General features: G+C 62.4%; 19 protein-coding genes. 13 read left to right on the top strand and 6 right to left on the bottom strand.

Translation table 11 applies throughout. The features are described 5' to 3' along the window. Positions 1 to 26: 26 nt before the first annotated feature. From GYK42_RS03605 to yjgA, 3 genes are all read right to left on the bottom strand, one after another. A complete protein-coding gene (locus tag GYK42_RS03605) occupies positions 27 to 695 on the bottom strand; it encodes an alpha/beta hydrolase (protein WP_166446376.1) in 669 nt (222 codons plus the stop codon). Continuing rightward, positions 692 to 1324: a molybdopterin adenylyltransferase gene (gene mog / locus GYK42_RS03600; RefSeq protein ID WP_166446375.1), complete on the bottom strand. Its 633-nt coding sequence runs from the start codon at positions 1322 to 1324 to the stop codon at positions 692 to 694. The genes GYK42_RS03605 and mog overlap by 4 nt, the downstream gene beginning before the upstream one ends. 91 nt (positions 1325 to 1415) lie before the next feature. After that, on the bottom strand, positions 1416 to 2015 hold the full coding sequence (gene yjgA / locus GYK42_RS03595; RefSeq protein WP_166446374.1) for a ribosome biogenesis factor YjgA: 600 nt from the start codon (positions 2013 to 2015) through the stop codon (positions 1416 to 1418). A gap of 92 nt (positions 2016 to 2107) precedes the next feature. Here yjgA and pmbA point away from each other — a divergent pair, with 92 nt between their 5' ends. Then, positions 2108 to 3460: a metalloprotease PmbA gene (pmbA, locus tag GYK42_RS03590; protein WP_166446373.1), complete on the top strand. Its 1353-nt coding sequence runs from the start codon at positions 2108 to 2110 to the stop codon at positions 3458 to 3460. 44 nt (positions 3461 to 3504) lie between these two features. Here pmbA and GYK42_RS03585 read toward each other — a convergent pair whose 3' ends face one another. Together GYK42_RS03585 and GYK42_RS03580 are read right to left on the bottom strand one after the other, a co-directional pair. Further along, positions 3505 to 4614: a cytochrome-c peroxidase gene (locus tag GYK42_RS03585; RefSeq protein ID WP_240943424.1), complete on the bottom strand. Its 1110-nt coding sequence runs from the start codon at positions 4612 to 4614 to the stop codon at positions 3505 to 3507. Between the two features lie 284 nt (positions 4615 to 4898). After that, the gene (locus tag GYK42_RS03580) at positions 4899 to 6023 is read right to left on the bottom strand and encodes a M14 family metallopeptidase (protein ID WP_166446371.1); all 1125 of its coding nucleotides are present in this window, start codon (positions 6021 to 6023) and stop codon (positions 4899 to 4901) included. A 140-nt stretch (positions 6024 to 6163) separates the two neighbouring features. Here GYK42_RS03580 and GYK42_RS03575 point away from each other — a divergent pair, with 140 nt between their 5' ends. Continuing rightward, positions 6164 to 6418: a hypothetical protein gene (locus GYK42_RS03575; RefSeq protein ID WP_166446370.1), complete on the top strand. Its 255-nt coding sequence runs from the start codon at positions 6164 to 6166 to the stop codon at positions 6416 to 6418. 110 nt (positions 6419 to 6528) lie between these two features. Here the strand turns inward: GYK42_RS03575 and paaX are convergent, their stop codons facing one another. After that, positions 6529 to 7458: a phenylacetic acid degradation operon negative regulatory protein PaaX gene (gene paaX, locus GYK42_RS03570; RefSeq protein ID WP_166446369.1), complete on the bottom strand. Its 930-nt coding sequence runs from the start codon at positions 7456 to 7458 to the stop codon at positions 6529 to 6531. 266 nt (positions 7459 to 7724) lie between these two features. On the opposite strand from paaX, the gene paaA reads away from it, so the two are divergent. The 11 genes from paaA to GYK42_RS03515 all read left to right on the top strand — a co-directional run bounded on the left by paaA (position 7725) and on the right by GYK42_RS03515 (position 18167). After that, positions 7725 to 8714 (top strand): 1,2-phenylacetyl-CoA epoxidase subunit PaaA, encoded by a 990-nt coding sequence (gene paaA / locus GYK42_RS03565; protein WP_166446368.1) that lies wholly within the window; start codon positions 7725 to 7727, stop codon positions 8712 to 8714. 28 nt (positions 8715 to 8742) lie between these two features. After that, positions 8743 to 9027: a 1,2-phenylacetyl-CoA epoxidase subunit PaaB gene (gene paaB, locus GYK42_RS03560; RefSeq protein ID WP_034746356.1), complete on the top strand. Its 285-nt coding sequence runs from the start codon at positions 8743 to 8745 to the stop codon at positions 9025 to 9027. A gap of 14 nt (positions 9028 to 9041) precedes the next feature. After that, complete coding sequence (gene paaC, locus GYK42_RS03555) at positions 9042 to 9794, top strand: 1,2-phenylacetyl-CoA epoxidase subunit PaaC (protein ID WP_166446611.1); 753 nt, start codon at positions 9042 to 9044, stop codon at positions 9792 to 9794. Then, a complete protein-coding gene (gene paaD, locus GYK42_RS03550; protein ID WP_166446367.1) occupies positions 9794 to 10321 on the top strand; it encodes a 1,2-phenylacetyl-CoA epoxidase subunit PaaD in 528 nt (175 codons plus the stop codon). Before paaC ends, paaD begins: the two co-directional genes overlap by 1 nt. 40 nt (positions 10322 to 10361) lie before the next feature. Further along, a complete protein-coding gene (paaE, locus tag GYK42_RS03545; RefSeq protein WP_166446366.1) occupies positions 10362 to 11441 on the top strand; it encodes a 1,2-phenylacetyl-CoA epoxidase subunit PaaE in 1080 nt (359 codons plus the stop codon). Between the two features lie 60 nt (positions 11442 to 11501). Next, positions 11502 to 12293, top strand: coding sequence for a 2-(1,2-epoxy-1,2-dihydrophenyl)acetyl-CoA isomerase PaaG (gene paaG / locus GYK42_RS03540; protein WP_166446365.1), 792 nt, complete (start codon positions 11502 to 11504; stop codon positions 12291 to 12293). 1 nt (position 12294) lies between these two features. Then, positions 12295 to 13863: a 3-hydroxyacyl-CoA dehydrogenase PaaH gene (paaH, locus tag GYK42_RS03535; RefSeq protein ID WP_166446364.1), complete on the top strand. Its 1569-nt coding sequence runs from the start codon at positions 12295 to 12297 to the stop codon at positions 13861 to 13863. Between the two features lie 22 nt (positions 13864 to 13885). Beyond that, entirely contained in the window at positions 13886 to 14311 is a 426-nt protein-coding gene (gene paaI / locus GYK42_RS03530; RefSeq protein ID WP_419177867.1) for a hydroxyphenylacetyl-CoA thioesterase PaaI, read from the top strand. Between the two features lie 68 nt (positions 14312 to 14379). After that, on the top strand, positions 14380 to 15708 hold the full coding sequence (paaK, locus tag GYK42_RS03525; RefSeq protein ID WP_046684308.1) for a phenylacetate--CoA ligase PaaK: 1329 nt from the start codon (positions 14380 to 14382) through the stop codon (positions 15706 to 15708). A 22-nt stretch (positions 15709 to 15730) separates the two neighbouring features. Then, positions 15731 to 16936 carry a 3-oxoadipyl-CoA thiolase gene (gene pcaF / locus GYK42_RS03520; protein WP_166446362.1) on the top strand — a complete coding sequence of 402 codons (1206 nt, stop codon included), beginning with the start codon at positions 15731 to 15733 and terminating at the stop codon, positions 16934 to 16936. Between the two features lie 79 nt (positions 16937 to 17015). After that, positions 17016 to 18167, top strand: coding sequence for an ABC transporter substrate-binding protein (locus GYK42_RS03515; RefSeq protein ID WP_070301131.1), 1152 nt, complete (start codon positions 17016 to 17018; stop codon positions 18165 to 18167). Positions 18168 to 18218 lie beyond the last annotated feature (51 nt).

Genomic DNA, 18218 nt, shown 5'->3' with positions numbered 1-18218 from the left:
GCGGCGCACACCGCGCCTGTTTTATCTTAGGCGAGGACTTTTTTCAGCCACGCGCCGATGGCGTCGATCTCTTCCTGGCACAGCGAGTGCTGCATCATGTATTCGTGCCATTCCACCTTGTAACCCATGCCGGTGAGCAAGTCACGTGACTGTTGCGCGCGGGCGACCGGCACGACGGGGTCGGCCGTGCCGTGCGCCATGAAGATCGGCGTTTCCAGGCTTGCCGGGGTGCGCTCGGCCGCCGTCTTGTCGGCCAGGGGCAGATAGCCGGACAGGCACATCAGGCCGGCCAGCGGTTCCGCATGGCGCAAGCCCGTTTGCAAGGTCATGGCGCAGCCTTGCGAGAAGCCGGCCAGGATGATGCGGCTGGCGGGAATGCCGCGCGCCTTTTCGCGCGCGATCAGCGCCTCAATTTGGGCTTGCGAGGCGCGCAAGCCGCTCTCGTCTTCGCGGCGCACCAGGTCATTTTCGCGGATGTCGTACCAGGCGCGCATCACATAGCCGTTGTTGATGGTGACGGGCATGGTGCCGGCGCTGGGGAAGATGAAGCGGATGGCGGGGCAGCCGCGCAAATCGAGTTCTTTCACCAGGGGCACGAAGTCGTTGCCGTCGGCGCCCAGGCCGTGCATCCAGATGATGGAGACGGTGGGATTCGGTGCGCTGTCGAGTTCTATGGTTTCCAGCAAGTTGCTCATGTGTTTTCCTCAGGTAGGGGTTGCGCCGGACGCAGCGCCGATTTGGGACGGAAGGCCTTGCAGATGGCCGGGTCGGTTTCCATGTAGGGACCGCCGATGAGGTCGATGCAATACGGTACGGCGGCAAAGATGCCGTTGACCAGTTGTTTGCCGTCAGCGTCTTTCAAGCCTTCCAGGGTTTCCTTGATGGCTTTCGGCTGGCCCGGCAAGTTCATGATCAGGGCGGCGCGCTCGGGCGTCTCGCGGATCACGGCCACCTGGCGCGACAGGATCGCCGTCGGCACGAATTGCAGGCTGATCTGGCGCATCTGTTCGCCGAAACCGGGCATTTCCTTGGTCCCGACGGACAAGGTGGCGTCCGGCGTCACATCGCGCCGCGCCGGCCCCGTGCCGCCCGTCGTCAGGATCAGATGGCAGTGGCTCAGGTCGACCATGTCGATCAGGGTGTTTTCAATCTGCGAGCGCTCGTCCGGGATCAAACGCTTTTCCAGGCGGAATGGCGTGCGGATGGCGGCGGACAGCCAGCTTTCCAGGGCCGGGATGCCCAGGTCTTCATACACGCCGCCGCTGGCGCGGTCCGAGATCGACACGAGGCCGATAATCAATTCGTCTTCGATGGTGTTGGGCATCTTGCACCTATACAGTCTGGTCGTGGCGTAAAAACAATAAAACCGGGATTATCCCCGGTTTTTTGTCCATCCTTGCGTTTCGGACGGCGAATTACTCGTCGTCTTCCGCTTCTGCGTCATCTTCGTCGGCATCTTTCTTGCCGCCGTTTTTCTTCTTGGCGATCTCTTTCAAGATCTGGAAGATTTCGCGGTAGGCTTTTGGCGGCTTGTTCTCGGCCTGCTCCTTGCGGGCATTGCGGATCAGGGTGCGCAGGTGCTGCACGTCCAGTTCCGGGTTTTCCGACAGCAAGACGGTCAACGCCTTGTCATCCGTCAACAGCTTGTCGCGGCGGCGTTCCATCGCGTGCATATTGGCCGTGTCGGCTTTCGACAAGCCTTTCCAGCTATCGATGGTGCGTTGGATGGCGGCAACTTCTTCCTCATCCAGGGTGCGCATCTTCTTGCCCACGTATTGCAACTGGCGGCGGCGGCCTTCGTGGTCCTTGATTTGCTGGCATTCGAGAATGGCGTCGCGCACGTCTTCCGGCATCGGGACGCGCTTGACGCGGTCACGTGCCTCATTGACGAGTTCTTCGCCCAGCTTTTGCAGGACGGTCATCTGGCGCTTGAGTTCCGACTTCGAAGGACGTTCATATTCCTGTTCGAATTCGGTCGATTGGAAGCCGCAAGCTCCCCGGTTTGGATTTGGCATGATAAGGCGGGATTGGCCGCGTAGGCCGCACCTGTAAACTGTAAACGACTGCTATGATAACCTTTTTAGCGGCTTTCCGAAGAAAACAGCGCATGAACGACTCCGTATTTACCCATAGTCAAGAGCAATTGCAGCAACTGGCCCGTGATGTGTTGTCTTTTGCGCGGGAAGCGGGCGGTACCGACGCTGCCGTCGAAGTCAGCGAAGGCGGTGGCCTGTCCGTTTCTGTACGAAAAGGCAAGATCGAGACGATCGAGCAAAACAAGGACAAGGGCATGGGCGTGACCGTGTTTGTCGGCAAGAAGCGCGGCAATGCCAGCACCTCCGATTTTTCGCCGTCCGCTCTGCGCGCCACGGTGGACGCCGCCTACAACATCGCCCGCTTCACGGCCGAGGACGATTGCGCGGGCCTGGCCGACGCCGACATGCTGGAAATGTCCCCCCGCGACCTGCAACTGTTCTATCCCTGGCTCATTTCCACCGAGGAAGCCGTCGTACTGGCTCAGCGGGCCGAAGCGGCCGCGTTCGCCGTCGACCCGCGCATCACGAACAGCGAGGGCGCCAGCGTGCACGTGCAGCAATCGCACTTTGTGTCTGCCAATTCGCGCGGCTTCATCGGCGGCTACCCGTTTTCGCGCCACACCCTGTCCGTGGCGCCCATCGCCGGCAAGGGGGCCAAGATGCAGCGCGACGACTGGTATTCGTCCGTGCGCGACGCCGCCAAGATGTCGAGCCCGGAAGCCATCGGCCGCTACGCCGCCGAGCGCGCCCTGTCGCGCCTGAATGCGCGCAAGCTGGGCACGCGCACTTGCCCCGTGCTGTTCGAGGCGCCGCTGGCGGCCGGTTTGCTCGGTACCTATGTGCAAGCGACCTCGGGCGGCGCCCTGTACCGCAAGTCCACGTTCCTGAACGATTCCCTGGGCACGCAAGTGCTGCCCTCGCACGTGCAGATCTTCGAAGACCCGCACGTGATCGGCGGCGTCGGTTCGGCACCGTTCGATGAAGAGGGCGTGAAAACCGTCAGCCGCGACGTCGTCAAGGATGGCGTGGTGCAAGGCTATTTCCTGTCGACTTACACGGCCCGCAAGCTGGGCATGCAAACGACGGGCAACGCGGGCGGCTCGCACAATCTGTACCTGACCTCGAAACTGACGGCCGCCACTGACGATTTTGTTGCCATGCTGAAAAAGTTGGGCACGGGCTTGCTGGTGACAGAACTGATGGGACAAGGAACGAACTACGTGACGGGCGACTATTCGCGCGGCGCGTCCGGTTTCTGGGTGGAAAATGGCGTAATTCAATACCCGGTGGAAGAAATCACCATCGCCGGCAACATGAAGGACATGCTGCGCAACATCGTGGCTGTGGGCGCCGACGCCTTGCGCCGTGGCACCAAAGAGACGGGTTCCATCCTCATCGAGAGCATGGTGGTGGCGGGCGGCTGAGCTGTTGCCTGTCACAACTGCTGCAACGCCTGGCAGGCGCCCCTTTACTGCTGGACTTGATAGCCATCCGTCAGGGTAGCCAGGAATTTCACCATATCCTCGATCTCGCCCGCCGTCAGCGCGGGCGCCATGCCGCGCTTGCGGTCGAACGGCGCTTCGCTGACGTTCACGTTGGCGCGGTACCTGGCGGGTACGTCATTGAATTTCTGCACTTTCCCCCGCTTGTCGCGCGGATACCATTCTTGCGGATGGGTATCGCGCCGCACATAGAAACGCAGGGCATCCGTCAGGTTGTCGAACACGCCGTTATGGAAAAACACTTGTCGCGTGGCCACATTGCGCAGGCTGGGTACCTTGAAGGCGCCGCATAACTCGCCTTTCGTCGTCAGGTCCGTGCGGTCGGGGCCGCACAAGCCCAGGTCGAAATAGGCAGGATCGGCCGTGGCGGGAATGCGCGTATTGCGCGGCACGCCCAGATTGTCGAAACTGAAGTCTGTGAACAAGGGCGGCGTGCCATGGTCGCCCCGCACGCTGGGGTGGCAAGCGGCGCAATTGCCCTTGCGTTCATCGTTGAACAGGGCCAGGCCCCGCAATTCGGCCAGCTCCAGCGGAACCTTGTTGGCCAGGTATAGGTCATATTTGGAATCGTAGCGGTGGAAATCCGGTTCTTCCTGTTGGAATTGCTGCAAGGCATAGGTGATGCGGCGAAATGCCTGTTGTGGCTGGGCAAAGATGGCCTCGCCAAAGACGCACTGGAATGCGTGCGCGTAACTGCCGTTGCGCAGCCGTTCCACCACCGCATCCGTACTGGCATTGGCCATTTCGTGCGCTGCCAGGAATGGCCGCTCCGCCTGTTCTGCCAGGCTGGCGGCGCGGCCGTCGCGGTTGATGCCGCCGTTGGGCGCGCCTTCCTCATCAAAGCGGAAGGGCGGAGTGTGTTCCAGGTAGCGCAGCGATGGTGTGGCGCGGTAGCCGGGCGCCTGGCCATCGGCGCCTCCCAGTTGCACGGCCAGCTTGTTGCCGGGCGCGTAAGCGTGGGCCGGGTCGTGGCAGCTGGCGCATGACTGCTTGCCCGAGGCGGACAGGCTGGCATCGTGGAAAATCTGCCGTCCCAGCTGCGCGGCCGGGCTGAGTTCGGCCGCGGTGCCTGGCATGCCATGCAAGCTGGCAAACCAGAGTATGCACACGTGTGCAAATTTGCTCCTGAAAAAGCGCGCCACGGCGCATGGCTGGTCTCGAGTGGTCATGGGCAGGATGAGTTGTCGGCAAGAAGGAGGACAGAAGTGCTGGGGCCAGTATAGGCAGCAATGGGCGGTGTGGCAACGATTTACGATGTTGCGCTGCGCAAGAAAGTGGCAGGAAAATAGCCGGCGGCAGGGGCGCCGCCGGCTTCGCCTGGCCCGCCACAGCATGTGTGGCGGGCCAGTATCTCGCCGGATCAGGCGCGCAAGGTCGACAGGATAGGTTGCAGCACGGCCGCACCCAGTGCGGCGCTGCGGGCGCCGCTCCAGCCCGTTTGCGGGTCGGGATCGTTGGCGTTGTCCTTGAACGGCAATTCCAGGGTCAGCGACAGGCAGCCGAAGGCATGCGTGATGTGGGGCGAACCCATGGTCAGCACTTCCGGCGTGAACGGGCCGTCTTCGTAGCCATGCTCATCCTGGAAGTCGGGGCTGGCCACCTTGAAGTCGGCGATGAAACGGTCTTGCTCGGCTTTTTGTGCTGGCGTGAAATTTTCCAGCGCATCGCTGCCGGCCACGAAGACGTACGGCAAGCCTTCATCGCCATGCACGTCGAGGAACAGGTCGCAGCCGATTTCATGCATCTTTTGTTTCACCAGGAACACTTCCGGGCTGCGCTCCATCGTCGGCGTCATCCATTCGCGGTTCAGGTTGGCGCCGGCCGCGTTGGTGCGCAGGTTGCCATGCACGGAACCGTCCGGGTTCATGTTCGGCACCACGTAGAAGACGGCATCCTGCAGACACTGGCGGGCAAATGGATTGGCCTGGTCCAGCAAGGCTTCCAGCATGCCTTCGGCAAACCATTCAGCCATCGTCTCGCCTGGGTGCTGGCGCGCGATGACCCAGACTTTTTTCTCGGCATCGGCGTCGCCGACGACCAGCAGATTCATGTCGCGCCCTTCCACGGTGCTGCCCAGGTCGATCAGGCGCACCAGCGGGGACGCTTGCGCGCTGTCGATCAGGGCCAGGTGGCGGTCCCATGGATACGGCTCGAAGTAGGCGTAGTACACGCTTTCTTCTTCCGGCGTATGTTCGATGGTCATCACCGTGCCGTCAAAGCTGGTCGGCACGCGGAACCAGGTTTCGCGGTCGTAGCTGGCCACGGCCTGGTAATCTTTCCAGCCGTCCGGGTAGGCCGACTTGCCTGCGTTCATGAAGCGGATCGTGCACGCTTCGCCTTGCGCACCTTGCAGGCGGAAGTAAAACCACTGCGTGATGTCGGCGTGGGAATCCTTGCGGATGTTCAGCTCGATGGATTGGGCATCGTCGGCGCGCAGCACCTCGATCGCGCCGGCGTCGAATTGCTGGCTGATTTTAATGGTCATGTGTGTTCCTGATAAAAACGTATGGGTTTTGCATCGTGTGCAATGGCGCGATGATACCCGTTTTAGCCGCGCCTTTGTGCTGGCGCAAACGACGACGGACGTGCTTTGCTAACGTGGAAGTTCCAACACGGGAGAGCATCATGGACGACAACGGCAACCACATACGCGAACTGGAAAAGAAAGTCAGCGCCCTCAGCGACGCCCTGGCGCACCTGGGCAAGGGCGCGACCTTGCAGGAATTGCTGCGCATCCTGCGTTTCCCCGGCTATACGACGCCGGCCGAATTCACCTTCAACGTCGCCATCCTCGACACCATGCTGGTGCAGGCCAATGCACTGGAAAAGCTGGGGCAGGATTTATTGGCGGGCGCGAAACAGGTGGTGGTAAAGCAGTGAGCAGGCAGTGACTTATTCCTGAACGCCTGAAAAATGTTCAGGGCAAGGCGCAGGGTCGCAGGTAGTACGAACGTACGCCCAGGCCCTGCAACGCCGCCATGGACGTTTTGTCAGGTGTTCAGACCGCCAAATCGTTCGTAGAACCACGGCTCGACGTCCGGCGCTTGCGCATCCTCGCGCCGCAATGTAGCCAGGATATGTTCCTCGGCCGCCGCATACGTGATGCGATACAGGTTGCGCGCCAGCGCATAGGCTTGCGTGCCGGGCCACGGTTCGGGCAGTAGTTCGACGGGTAGTTGCGGGTCGTGCAATTGCACGCGGCGGTAGGCGTGCGTCAGCAGCGAGCGGATGACGAACGCTTGCTCGGCATCGAACACGGGTTCTTCTTGCAGCAAGGTCAGCAGTGGCTGGAAGCTGGCGATGAATTTTTCGTAGCCGGCCATCACTTCCGACAGGTCCCAGCAGTCGCCCACCATGTCGCGCAGGGGGCGCGTGCTCACGCCCGGCAATTCTGTAGTGTGGCAGACGTACAGCTTGCCCTGCACCTCGTTGCGCACGAGGATATCTTCGAGCGCTTCCGCATTGCTGGCCGGGTGGCCAAAGATGCCGGGAGAAATCAAGCCATAGCCGGCCCACAATAATTCCTTGCGCAGCGCCCCCCGCTCGGCGGCGCCGATGCTGCCGGCCGGCCCGATCACCAGGGTCCAGCTGCCATCCCAGTGCACGACCAGCGGCGCATAGATGCGGCGGTAGGCGCGTTCGAAGCGGGCCAGCGCCTCCGGGCGTATCGTATAGGCGCTGCGGCGGCCGTCGCGCTGCGAGCTGAGCCAGCCTTCCTGAGCCAGGCGGAACACGCTGGTGCGCAATAGCCGGTCATTGACGCCGAATGGCGCCAGCAGTTCGATCAGGCTGCCCAGCCAGATGGCGCCGCCGCGCGGCACGATGGCGTCGCCAAAGATGGTCATCACCAGGGACTTCGAGCGCGGTGGGTCGCTTTCCAGGAAATCGGCTATCCATGCCGTGCAACGGGTGTTCTTCATGTGGTTCCGGTCTGGCCGTGTTGCGGTCTGTTCAATAAAAGCAGCAGTTTACTTGGCTGCGCGGGTAGCGCGGCAATAATTTGCCGGAAGCGCTGGTGGCGCTCCATAGTGTTTTCTCATAAGCAATATCATACGCACAAAAAAGCGGCACAAGATACGATTTTTTAAAATGATTCATATCAAGTGTATGCAAATCGTTTTTTGTATCGTATTATTGCTTCATCGCGCTGCGCTGCTGCGCAACATCAAGACATGGGAGACACATCATGTACGCACAAATGGTTGAAACCGGCCTCAAAAATGTCCGCTCCATCGACGACATGGGGCAGGAAGAACGCGCTTTCCAGACGCGCATCGACGAAGGCATCAAGATCGAGGCGAAGGACTGGATGCCGGACGCCTACCGCAAGACCTTGATCCGCCAGATTTCGCAGCACGCGCATTCGGAAATCGTCGGCCAGTTGCCTGAAGGTAACTGGGTCACGCGCGCGCCCACCCTGAAACGCAAATCCATCCTGCTGGCGAAGATCCAGGACGAAGCAGGTCACGGCCTGTACCTGTACAGCGCAGCGGAAACCTTGGGCGTGTCGCGCGACGACTTGCTGGCCGCCTTGCACTCGGGCAAAGCCAAGTATTCCAGCATCTTCAACTATCCCACCTTGTCGTGGGCCGATATGGGCGCCATCGGCTGGCTGGTCGACGGTTCAGCCATCATCAACCAGATACCCCTGTGCCGCTGCTCGTATGGGCCGTATGCGCGCGCCATGATCCGTGTCTGCAAGGAAGAATCGTTCCATGCGCGCCAGGGCTACGACATCATGATGTCGCTGTGCAAGGGCACGCCCGAACAGAAAGCCATGGCGCAAGATGCGCTGAACCGATGGTGGTGGCCATCCCTGATGATGTTCGGCCCGTCCGACGCCGCCTCCGTCAACAGCGCCCAGTCGGCGCAATGGCGCATCAAGCTGTTCTCGAACGACGAACTGCGCCAGCGCATGGTCGACCAGACCGTGCCGCAAATCGAATACCTGGGCTTGACCGTGCCCGACCCCGACCTGAAGTTCAATGCGGAAACGGGCCACTATGAATTCGGCGAGATCGACTGGTCCGAATTCAACAACGTCCTGAAGGGCAATGGCCCGTGCAACCGCGAACGCCTGCAAACGCGCGTAAAAGCGTATGAAGACGGCGCATGGTTCCGCGATGCCTTGGTCGCGTATGCAGACAAGCAAGCTGCTAACAAAGCGGCAGCGTAAATACATAAGACAGATAGGGGATAGCAACATGAGCAAAGAATGGCCATTGTGGGAAGTTTTCATCCGCAGCCAGCACGGCCTGGCGCACAAGCATGTGGGCAGCCTGCACGCGTCCGACGCCACCATGGCGGTCAACCACGCGCGCGACGTCTACACGCGCCGCAATGAAGGCGTGAGCATCTGGGTGGTGCGCGCGGCCGATATCGTCGCCAGCAGCCCCGGCGACAAGGGCGCCCTGTTCGAACCGTCGAACAGCAAGGTGTACCGCCATCCCACCTTCTTCCCGATGCCGGAAGAAGTCAAGAACCTGTGATGGGAGCGCCTGCAATGGATGACAAGGTCAACTACCTTTTGCGCCTGGGCGACAACGCCTTGATCCTCAGCCAGCAGCTGTCGCAGCTGTGCGGCAAGGGCCCGGCGCTGGAAGAAGACATGGCGCTGACCAACGTGGCGCTCGATCTTCTGGGGCAGACGCGTTTGTGGTTCAGCTATGCGGCCGAACTGGAAAACGCGGGCCGCGACGAGGACGACATCGCCTTTTTGCGCGATGCCCACGACTTCAAGAACTGCCTGCTGGTCGAACAGCCGAACGGCAATTACGCCGACACCATGATGCGCCAGTTCTTCTTCGACAGCTGGCACTATTTCCAGCTGCTGGAGCTGACGAAATCGACGGATGCGCGCATCGTCGAGGTGGCGCAAAAGTCGATCAAGGAAGTGACCTATCACTTGCGCCGCAGCGGCGACCTGATCGTGCGCCTCGGCGACGGCACGGCCGACAGCCACGCGAAAACGCAGGCCGCGGCCGACAAGCTGTGGATGTACACGGGCGAGATGTTCACGTACGACGCCGTCGACCAGACCATGGTTGCCGCCGGCATCGCGCCGCCATCGGACGTGCTGCGCCGGGCTTTCCTCGAACACGTGGCCGAGATCTTCGCCGAAGCCACCTTGACCATGCCGGCGCCTGACGCCTGGATGCAGAAGGGCGGCAAGCAGGGCACGCACACGGAGCACCTGGGTTTTATCCTGGCCGAGATGCAGTTCCTGCAGCGCGCCTACCCCGGGTCGGAGTGGTAATGAACACGGCCACGGTAGCGCTGGACGCCGCCCAGGTCTGGGCCTGGCTGGGCGACGTGCCGGACCCGGAAATCCCCGTCATTTCGGTGGTGGACCTGGGCATCGTGCGCGCCGTCGATGTGGTCAGTGGCGAAGAGTGCATCGTGACGATCACGCCCACGTATTCGGGCTGCCCGGCCATGCAGGTGATCGCCGACGCCGTCACGGATGCCTTGCGCAGCCACGGCGTGGCCAAGGTCACGCTGGTGAACCAGTTGGCGCCCGCCTGGACGACGGACTGGATGAGCGAAGCGGGCAAGGCCAAGCTGAAAGGCTATGGCATCGCCCCGCCGCAGCAGCAGGTGATCGATATCAGCGGTTTGCGTGGTGGCGTCAAGCGCCAGGCGATGCCGAAACTGGACGTGATCTGCCCGAACTGCGGCTCGGCGCATACGCAGCTGACCAGCCAGTTCGGCTCCACGCCGTGCAAGGCCCTGTACAAATGCATCGATTGCCGCGAACCGTTTGACTACTTCAAGTGCCACTAAAAAAAACAGGCACACGTTCCGAAGAAACTGGAGATGAAGCATGAGTAAATTTTATCCGCTGTGCGTAGCGAACGTGCGCAACGAAACGCGCGACACGATCGCCGTCACGTTCGACGTGCCAGCCGAATTGCAGCAGCAGTTCCGCTTCCAGCAGGGCCAGCACCTGACCCTGCGCGCCAACATCAATGCGGAAGACGTGCGCCGCTCGTATTCCATCTGTTCGGCGGTGCAGGACGGCACCCTGCGCGTGGCCATCAAGCGCACGCCGGGCGGCGCTTTCTCCACCTGGGCCAACGATACACTCAAGGCGGGCGCCACCATCGAGGTGATGCCGCCCATGGGCCACTTCAACGTGCCGCTCGACTGCGTCAACCGCAAGCACTACCTGGCGTTCGCGGCCGGCAGCGGTATTACGCCCATCCTCTCCATCATCAAGACGACCCTGCTGACGGAACCTCTGAGCCGCTTCACCCTGTTTTACGGCAACCGCGCTTCGTCGTCCGTCATCTTCAAGGAAGAATTGACGGACTTGAAGGATGTGTACCTGGAGCGGTTGAACCTCGTCTACGTGATGAGCCGCGAGCAGCAGGATATCGAATTGTTCAATGGCCGCATCACCCAGGAAAAATGCGAACAGTTCCTGCAACACTGGATCAAGGTGGAAGACTACGACAACGCCTTTATCTGCGGCCCGGAAGACATGATGCTGGGTGTGTCCGCCGCCCTGCAGGCGGCCGGCATGCCCAAGCAGAATATCAAGATCGAACTGTTCGCCGCCAGCATCCCGAAAAACGCCCACAAGCCGCGCGCCCAGCTGGCCGCCGACGCCGTGCAGGAAACGCAAGTGACCGTCATCATGGATGGCAACCACACCACCTTCACAATGGACAAGGACAAGGAATCCCTCCTCGACGCGGGCCTGCGCGCCGGGCTGGACATGCGCTACTCGTGCAAGGGCGGCGTATGCTCGACCTGCCGCTGCAAGATCCTCGATGGCAAAGTCGAAATGGACGTCAACTACGCGCTGGAAGACTACGAAGTGGCGCGCGGTTTCGTCCTCAGTTGCCAGAGTTTTCCGCTGACCGACAAGGTGGTGGTCGACTTCGACCAGGCTGAATAAAGCCGGGGGCAGACCCCAGATTTCCGCTGCGGGCCAATAACTAAAATAGCGAGACACGCCATGACCTACCAAAACATCCTCTTCACCATCGAACAGGGTATCGCCACCCTGACCCTGAACCGTCCCGACAAGCTCAATAGCTTTACGCAAGCCATGCACGAGGAAGTGCGTGATGCCATCGCCAAAGTCAATGCCGACAGCTCCGTGCGCGTCTTCGTATTGACGGGTGCGGGCCGCGGTTTTTGCGCGGGCCAGGATTTGTCCGACCGCGCCGTGGAACCCGGCTCGAAGGGCGTGGACCTGGGTGAGTCGGTGGAAAAGAACTATGCGCCGCTGGTGCTGGCCTTGAAGGCATTGCCGATGCCCGTCATCTGCGCCGTCAACGGCGTGGCTGCTGGCGCGGGCGCCAACCTGGCGCTGGCCTGCGACATCGTCATCGCCGGCAAGTCGGCCAGCTTTGTCGAAGTGTTCTGCAAGCTGGGCCTGATCCCGGACACGGGCGGCACCTTCTTCCTGCCGCGCCTGATCGGTTCGGCGCGCGCCATGGGCCTGGCCATGCTCGGTGAAAAACTGACGGCGGAAAAAGCGGAAGACTGGGGCCTGATCTGGAAATGCGTCGAGGATGCCCAACTGGCCGAAGAAACGCGCAAGCTGGCCGTGCACTTTTCCACGGCGCCCACCAAGGGCCTGGCCTGCACCAAGCAGGCGCTGGCCGCCAGTGGCGCCAACACCCTGCCGCAGCAGCTGGCGCTGGAAGCGCGCATGATGAGCGATCTCGGTAACAGCGACGATTACCGCGAAGGCGTGGCCGCCTTCATGGAAAAGCGCGCACCGCAATTCAAGGGACATTGATATGGCAGCTTTGGACAACAACAGTATCGTCGCCGTCATCGGCAGCGGCGCCATGGGCGCCGGCATCGCGCAGGTGGCGGCCGCCGCCGGTTACCGCGTCAAACTGTATGACACGCGTGCGGAAGCCGTCAGCAATGCGCTGGCCGACATCGGCAAGATGTATGCGAAGCTGGCCGAGAAGGGCCGCATGACGGCGGACGAAGCGGCGGCCGCCACGGCGCGCCTGCAGGCGGCCGGCAGCCTGGCCGATGTGAGCGATTGCGTCCTGGTGGTGGAAGCCATCGTGGAAAACCTCGACGTCAAGCGCGGCCTGTTCGCCGAACTGGAAGCATTGGTCAGCGACGACTGCATCCTGGCGACGAATACGTCGTCGATTTCCGTCACGGCGATTGCCGCCAAGCTGCGCCGCCCGGAACGCCTGGTCGGCATGCATTTCTTTAATCCCGTGCCCCTGATGGCGTTGGTCGAAGTGATCAGTGGCCTGGCCACCAGCGAGCAAGTGGCCGCCACCGTCTATGACACCTCGCTTGCCTGGGGCAAGAACCCCGTGCATGCGAAATCGACGCCCGGCTTCATCGTCAACCGCGTCGCCCGTCCGTTCTACGCGGAAGGCTGGCGCCTGCTGAACGAGCAGGCGGGCGACGCCGCCACCATCGATGCCGTGTTGCGCGAAGCGGGCGGTTTCCGCATGGGGCCATTCGAGCTGATGGACCTGATCGGCCACGACGTGAATTTCTCCGTCACGCAATCCGTGTTCGGCGCCTATTTCAACGACCCGCGCTTCACGCCGTCCGTGCTGCAACAGGAAATGGTCAACGCCGGTTTCCTCGGCCGCAAATCGGGCCGTGGCTTTTACCCGTACGGGGAAGGCGCCAGCGCGCCTGTGGCGCAGGCGGAAAGCGCGCAAGCGAAACCGGAATTCGTCTCCCTGTCGGCCGCCATCGGCGGCGATGGCCGTGGCCATAGCGGCATCATCCACAGCCTGGTGCAGCGCCTGGAGCAGGCCGGCATCACCGTCAGCCGCCGCGTGACGCAGGAAGGCCAGGCGCACGACGAAGCGCCGGCCCTGCATTGCCATGGCGCCGCGATTTACCTCACTGATGGCCGCAGCGCCACCCAGCGCGCGCACGACAACCAGCATCCGGACACGGTGCTGTTCGACCTGGCGCTCGATTACGCCGGTGCCAAGCGCATCGCCGTGGCCCGCGCCGACCAGTGCGGCGACGCCGCCTACACGGCCGTCGTCGGCCTGTTCCAGGCGGCCGGCTTCATCGTCACGCGCCTGGACGACGTGCCTGGCCTGGCCGTCATGCGCACGGTCGCCATGCTGGCCAACGAGGCGGCCGACGCCGTCAACCAGGGTGTTTGTACTGTGGCCGCCGTCGATATCGCCATGCGGAAGGGCGTCAACTATCCGCGCGGACCGCTGGCCTGGGCCGATGCCGTCGGCGTCCAGCACATCGTGAACGTATTACAGCACCTGGCGCTGGGCTACGGCGAAGACCGCTACCGGGTCTCGCCGCTACTGCGCCGCAAACTCGCCAATGGAGTACCGTTTCATGCCGAATGATATGTCAAATAAGGACCAGAACATGACCGCGCAAGCCCTGGCCGAAGCGGCCGCCGCTTCCATGCTGTCGCGCGATAATGCCACCGCCGCCATGGGCATCGCCCTGGCCGACGTGGGGCCCGGCCATGCGCGCATGACGATGACGGTGCGCGCCGACATGCTCAACGGCCACCAGACCTGCCACGGCGGTTTTATCTTCGCCCTGGCCGACAGCGCCTTCGCCTTTGCCTGCAACAGCTACAACATGAACACCGTGGGCGCCGGCTGCACCATCGACTACCTGGCGCCGGGCCGCGAAGGCGACGTGCTGACGGCGCATGCCGTCGAGCAGGCGCTGGCCGGCAAGAGCGGCGTCTATGACGTCAAGGTCAGCAACCAGGAAGGGCGCGCCATTGCGCTCTTCCGCGGCAAGTCGATCCGCGTGGCGGGTGAAGTCATCAGCAATTGAAGTGACAAGAGCAGGCTTGAACTGCCGGTACAAATTACACAGTGATAGTAACGATTCAGGAGACAGAGATGGTCCAGAGAACCCCAGCACCGAATGACCTCGAGCCGATCGAGCGCGCCAGCAAGGATGAACTGCAGGCGCTGCAACTCGAACGCATGAAATGGACGCTCAAGCACGCGTATGACAACGTGCCCCATTACCGCGCCGCTTTTGACGAAGCGGGCGTGCATCCGGACGACCTGAAATCGCTGGCCGACCTGGCCAAATTCCCGTTCACCGATAAAAAAGTCTTGCGCGACAATTACCCGTTCGGCCTGTTCGCCGTGCCGCGCGAGCAAGTGGTGCGCATCCACGCGTCGAGCGGCACGACGGGCAAGGCCACGGTGGTCGGCTACACGCAGAACGACATCGATACCTGGGCCAACGTGGTGGCGCGTTCGATCCGCGCCGGTGGCGGCCGCGCGGGCGACATGGTGCACATCTCCTACGGCTACGGCCTGTTCACGGGCGGCCTGGGCGCCCATTACGGCGCCGAGCGCCTGGGCTGCACGGTCATTCCGATGTCCGGCGGACAGACGGAGAAGCAGGTGCAATTGATCCAGGACTTCAAGCCGTCGATTATCATGGTCACGCCATCGTACATGCTCAACATCATCGAGGAATTCACGCGCCAGGGTCTCGATCCGGCCGAATCGTCGCTGAAGGTGGGTATCTTCGGCGCCGAGCCGTGGACGGACGCAATGCGTTCGGAAATCGAGGCGCGCGCCGGCATCGACGCCGTCGACATCTACGGCCTGTCCGAAGTGATGGGCCCTGGCGTGGCGTCCGAATGCATCGAAAGCAAGGATGGTCCCGTCATCTGGGAAGACCATTTTTATCCCGAGATCATCGACCCGGAAACGGGCGAAGTGCTGCCGGACGGCGAAGAGGGCGAGCTGGTGTTTACCTCCTTGTCGAAAGAGGCGCTGCCCATCATCCGCTACCGCACGCGCGACCTGACCCGCCTGCTGCCGCCGACGTCGCGCTCGATGCGCCGCATCGGCAAGATCACAGGCCGTTCCGACGACATGCTGATCATCCGCGGCGTGAACGTCTTCCCCACGCAGATCGAAGAGCTGATCCTCAAGATGCCGCGTCTGGCGCCGCAATACCAGCTGGTGGTGACGCGCGACGGCCACCTCGACAAACTCGAAGTGATCGCCGAGCTGCGCATCGACCTGACAGCCACCATCTCGGCCAGCGAGACGGACGCGCTGGCGCGCGAGCTGGAACACCGCATCAAGACCCACGTGGGCGTGAGCACGCGCGTGCGCCTGGTGGCCGCTGCCGGCATCGAGCGCACCTTGACGGGCAAGGCCCGCCGCGTGGTCGACCAGCGCCCGAAGATTTTCTCCTGATAGCCAGAACAAGGAAGCAAACATGAACGAAGCCTTTATCTGTGACGCCGTACGTACTCCGTTTGGCCGCTATGGCGGCGCGCTGTCCAGCGTGCGCGCGGACGACCTGGGCGCGCTGCCGATCGCCGCGCTGATCGCCCGCAACCCGTCTGTCGACTGGTCCGCCATCGACGACGTGTTCTACGGCTGCGCCAACCAGGCGGGCGAAGACAACCGCAACGTGGGCCGCATGGCCGCGCTGCTGGCCGGCTTGCCTGCGGCCGTACCGGCCAATACCATCAACCGCCTGTGCGGCTCCAGCCTGGACGCGGTCGGCATGGCTGCCCGTTCCATCAAGGCGGGCGAGGCGGAACTGATCATCGCCGGCGGCGTGGAAAGCATGACGCGCGCGCCTTTCGTGATGGGCAAGGCCGACAGCGCATTTTCGCGCGCGGCTAAGATCGAAGACACGACCCTGGGCTGGCGCTTCGTGAACGGCAAGATGAAGACGCAGTACGGCATCGACACCATGCCGGAAACGGCGGAAAACGTGGCCGTGGAGTTCGGCATCAGCCGCGCCGACCAGGATGCCCTGGCCTTGCGCAGCCAGCAGCGCTGGGCCGCCGCCCATGCTGCCGGCGTATTCGAGCGCGAAATCGTGCCCGTCGCCGTACCGCAAAAAAAGGGCGACCCGAAGATGGTCACCAGCGATGAACATCCGCGCCCGGATACGTCGATCGAGATGCTGGCAAAGCTCAAGGGCGTGGTCAAGCCGGATGGCACCGTCACGGCCGGCAATGCTTCGGGCTTGAACGACGGCGCCTGCGCGATTTTGCTGGCGTCCGCCGCCGCCTTGGACAAATACAAGCTGACGCCGCGCGCAAAAGTGCTGGGCATGGCCACGGCCGGCCTGGCGCCGCGCATCATGGGCTTTGGCCCTTCGCCCGCGTCGCGCAAGGTGCTGGCGCAAACGGGATTGAGCATCGATCAGATGGACGTCATCGAGCTCAATGAGGCGTTTGCGGCGCAGGCCCTGGCCGTCACGCGCGACCTGGGGCTGGCCGACGACGCGGCCCACGTGAACCCGAATGGCGGCGCCATTGCCATCGGCCACCCACTGGGCGCATCGGGTGCGCGCCTGGTGATGGCCGCGCTGAATCAGCTGGAACGCACTGGCGGACGCTATGCGCTGTGCACCATGTGTATCGGCGTGGGACAGGGGATTGCCGTCGTGATCGAACGCGTATAACACAGTAAAAAAAAAGGCGCAGGCTTGTAAAAAAGCGCCGACCATAATTGACCGTAGTGCCAACCTGGTGGAGACCATAATGATTGCCAATATCTTCAAGAAAACCCTGATCGCCGGCGTACTGGCCATGTCCGCCGCGGGCGCGTATGCGGCCGAGAACATCAAGATCGGTTCCGTGCTGTCCGTCACGGGACCGGCCGCCTTCCTGGGCGACCCGGAACTGAAAACCCTGCAGCTGTACATCGAGAAGATCAACGCGGCCGGCGGTGTCCTGGGACGCAAGCTGGAACTCGTGCATTACGACGATGGCAGCGATGCGGCCAAGGCCAACGGTTTTACCAAGCGTTTAATCGAGTCCGACAAGGTCGACGTGCTGATCGGCGGCACGACCACGGGTGCGACGATGGCGATGGCGCCGCTGGTGGAACGCGCCAGCATGCCGTTCATTTCGCTGGCTGGCGCCGTGGTGATCATCGATCCGGTCAAGAAATGGGTCTTCAAGACGCCGCATACGGACCGCATGGCGGCCGAGAAGGTGTTCGAGGACATGAAGAAGCGCGGCATCAGCAAGGTGGGCCTGCTGTCGGAAACGAGCGGCTTTGGCGCCTCGGGCCGCAAGGAATCGCAAATCGTCGCCTCGAAATACGGCATCACCCTGGTGGCCGATGAAACCTATGGCCCGAAAGATACGGACATCACGGCGCAGCTGACCCGCATCAAGAACACCAAGGGTGTGCAAGCCGTCTTCGTCTTCGGCCTGGGCCAGGGTCCGGCCGTCGTGACCAAGAACTATGGCCAACTGGGCATGGCCGCGCTGCCGCTGTACCAATCGCATGGCGTGGCGTCGGACGAGTATCTGAAACTGTCGGGCAAGTCCGCCGAAGGCGTGCGTCTGCCAACGCCGGCCCTCTTGATCGGCGCCATGCTGCCAGACAGCGACGCACAGAAGGCCGTCGTCGTCGGCTACGACAAGACGTACAAAGACCGCTACAAGATCGATCCGTCGACCTTTGGCGGCTATGCGCTCGACGCCCTGAATCTGTCCGTCGACGCCATCAAACGCGCCGGCGGCACGGACCGCGAAAAAGTGCGCGCGGCGCTGGAATCGACCAAGGGCTTTGTCGGCACGACGGGCGTGTTCAACATGTCGGCCAAAGACCACATGGGCCTGGACCTGTCGGCGTTCCGCATGGTGGAAGTGAAGAACGGCGAATGGCAATTGTCGAAATGATGTTCGAAATACGGTAAGCCAGAGTACCTGCGCGAGGCCGCCCTCGAGGCG

The organism is Janthinobacterium lividum (assembly GCF_011601275.1).
GTDB lineage: Bacteria > Pseudomonadota > Gammaproteobacteria > Burkholderiales > Burkholderiaceae_D > Janthinobacterium > Janthinobacterium lividum_E.
This window is presented reverse-complemented; position numbering and strand designations above follow the sequence as displayed.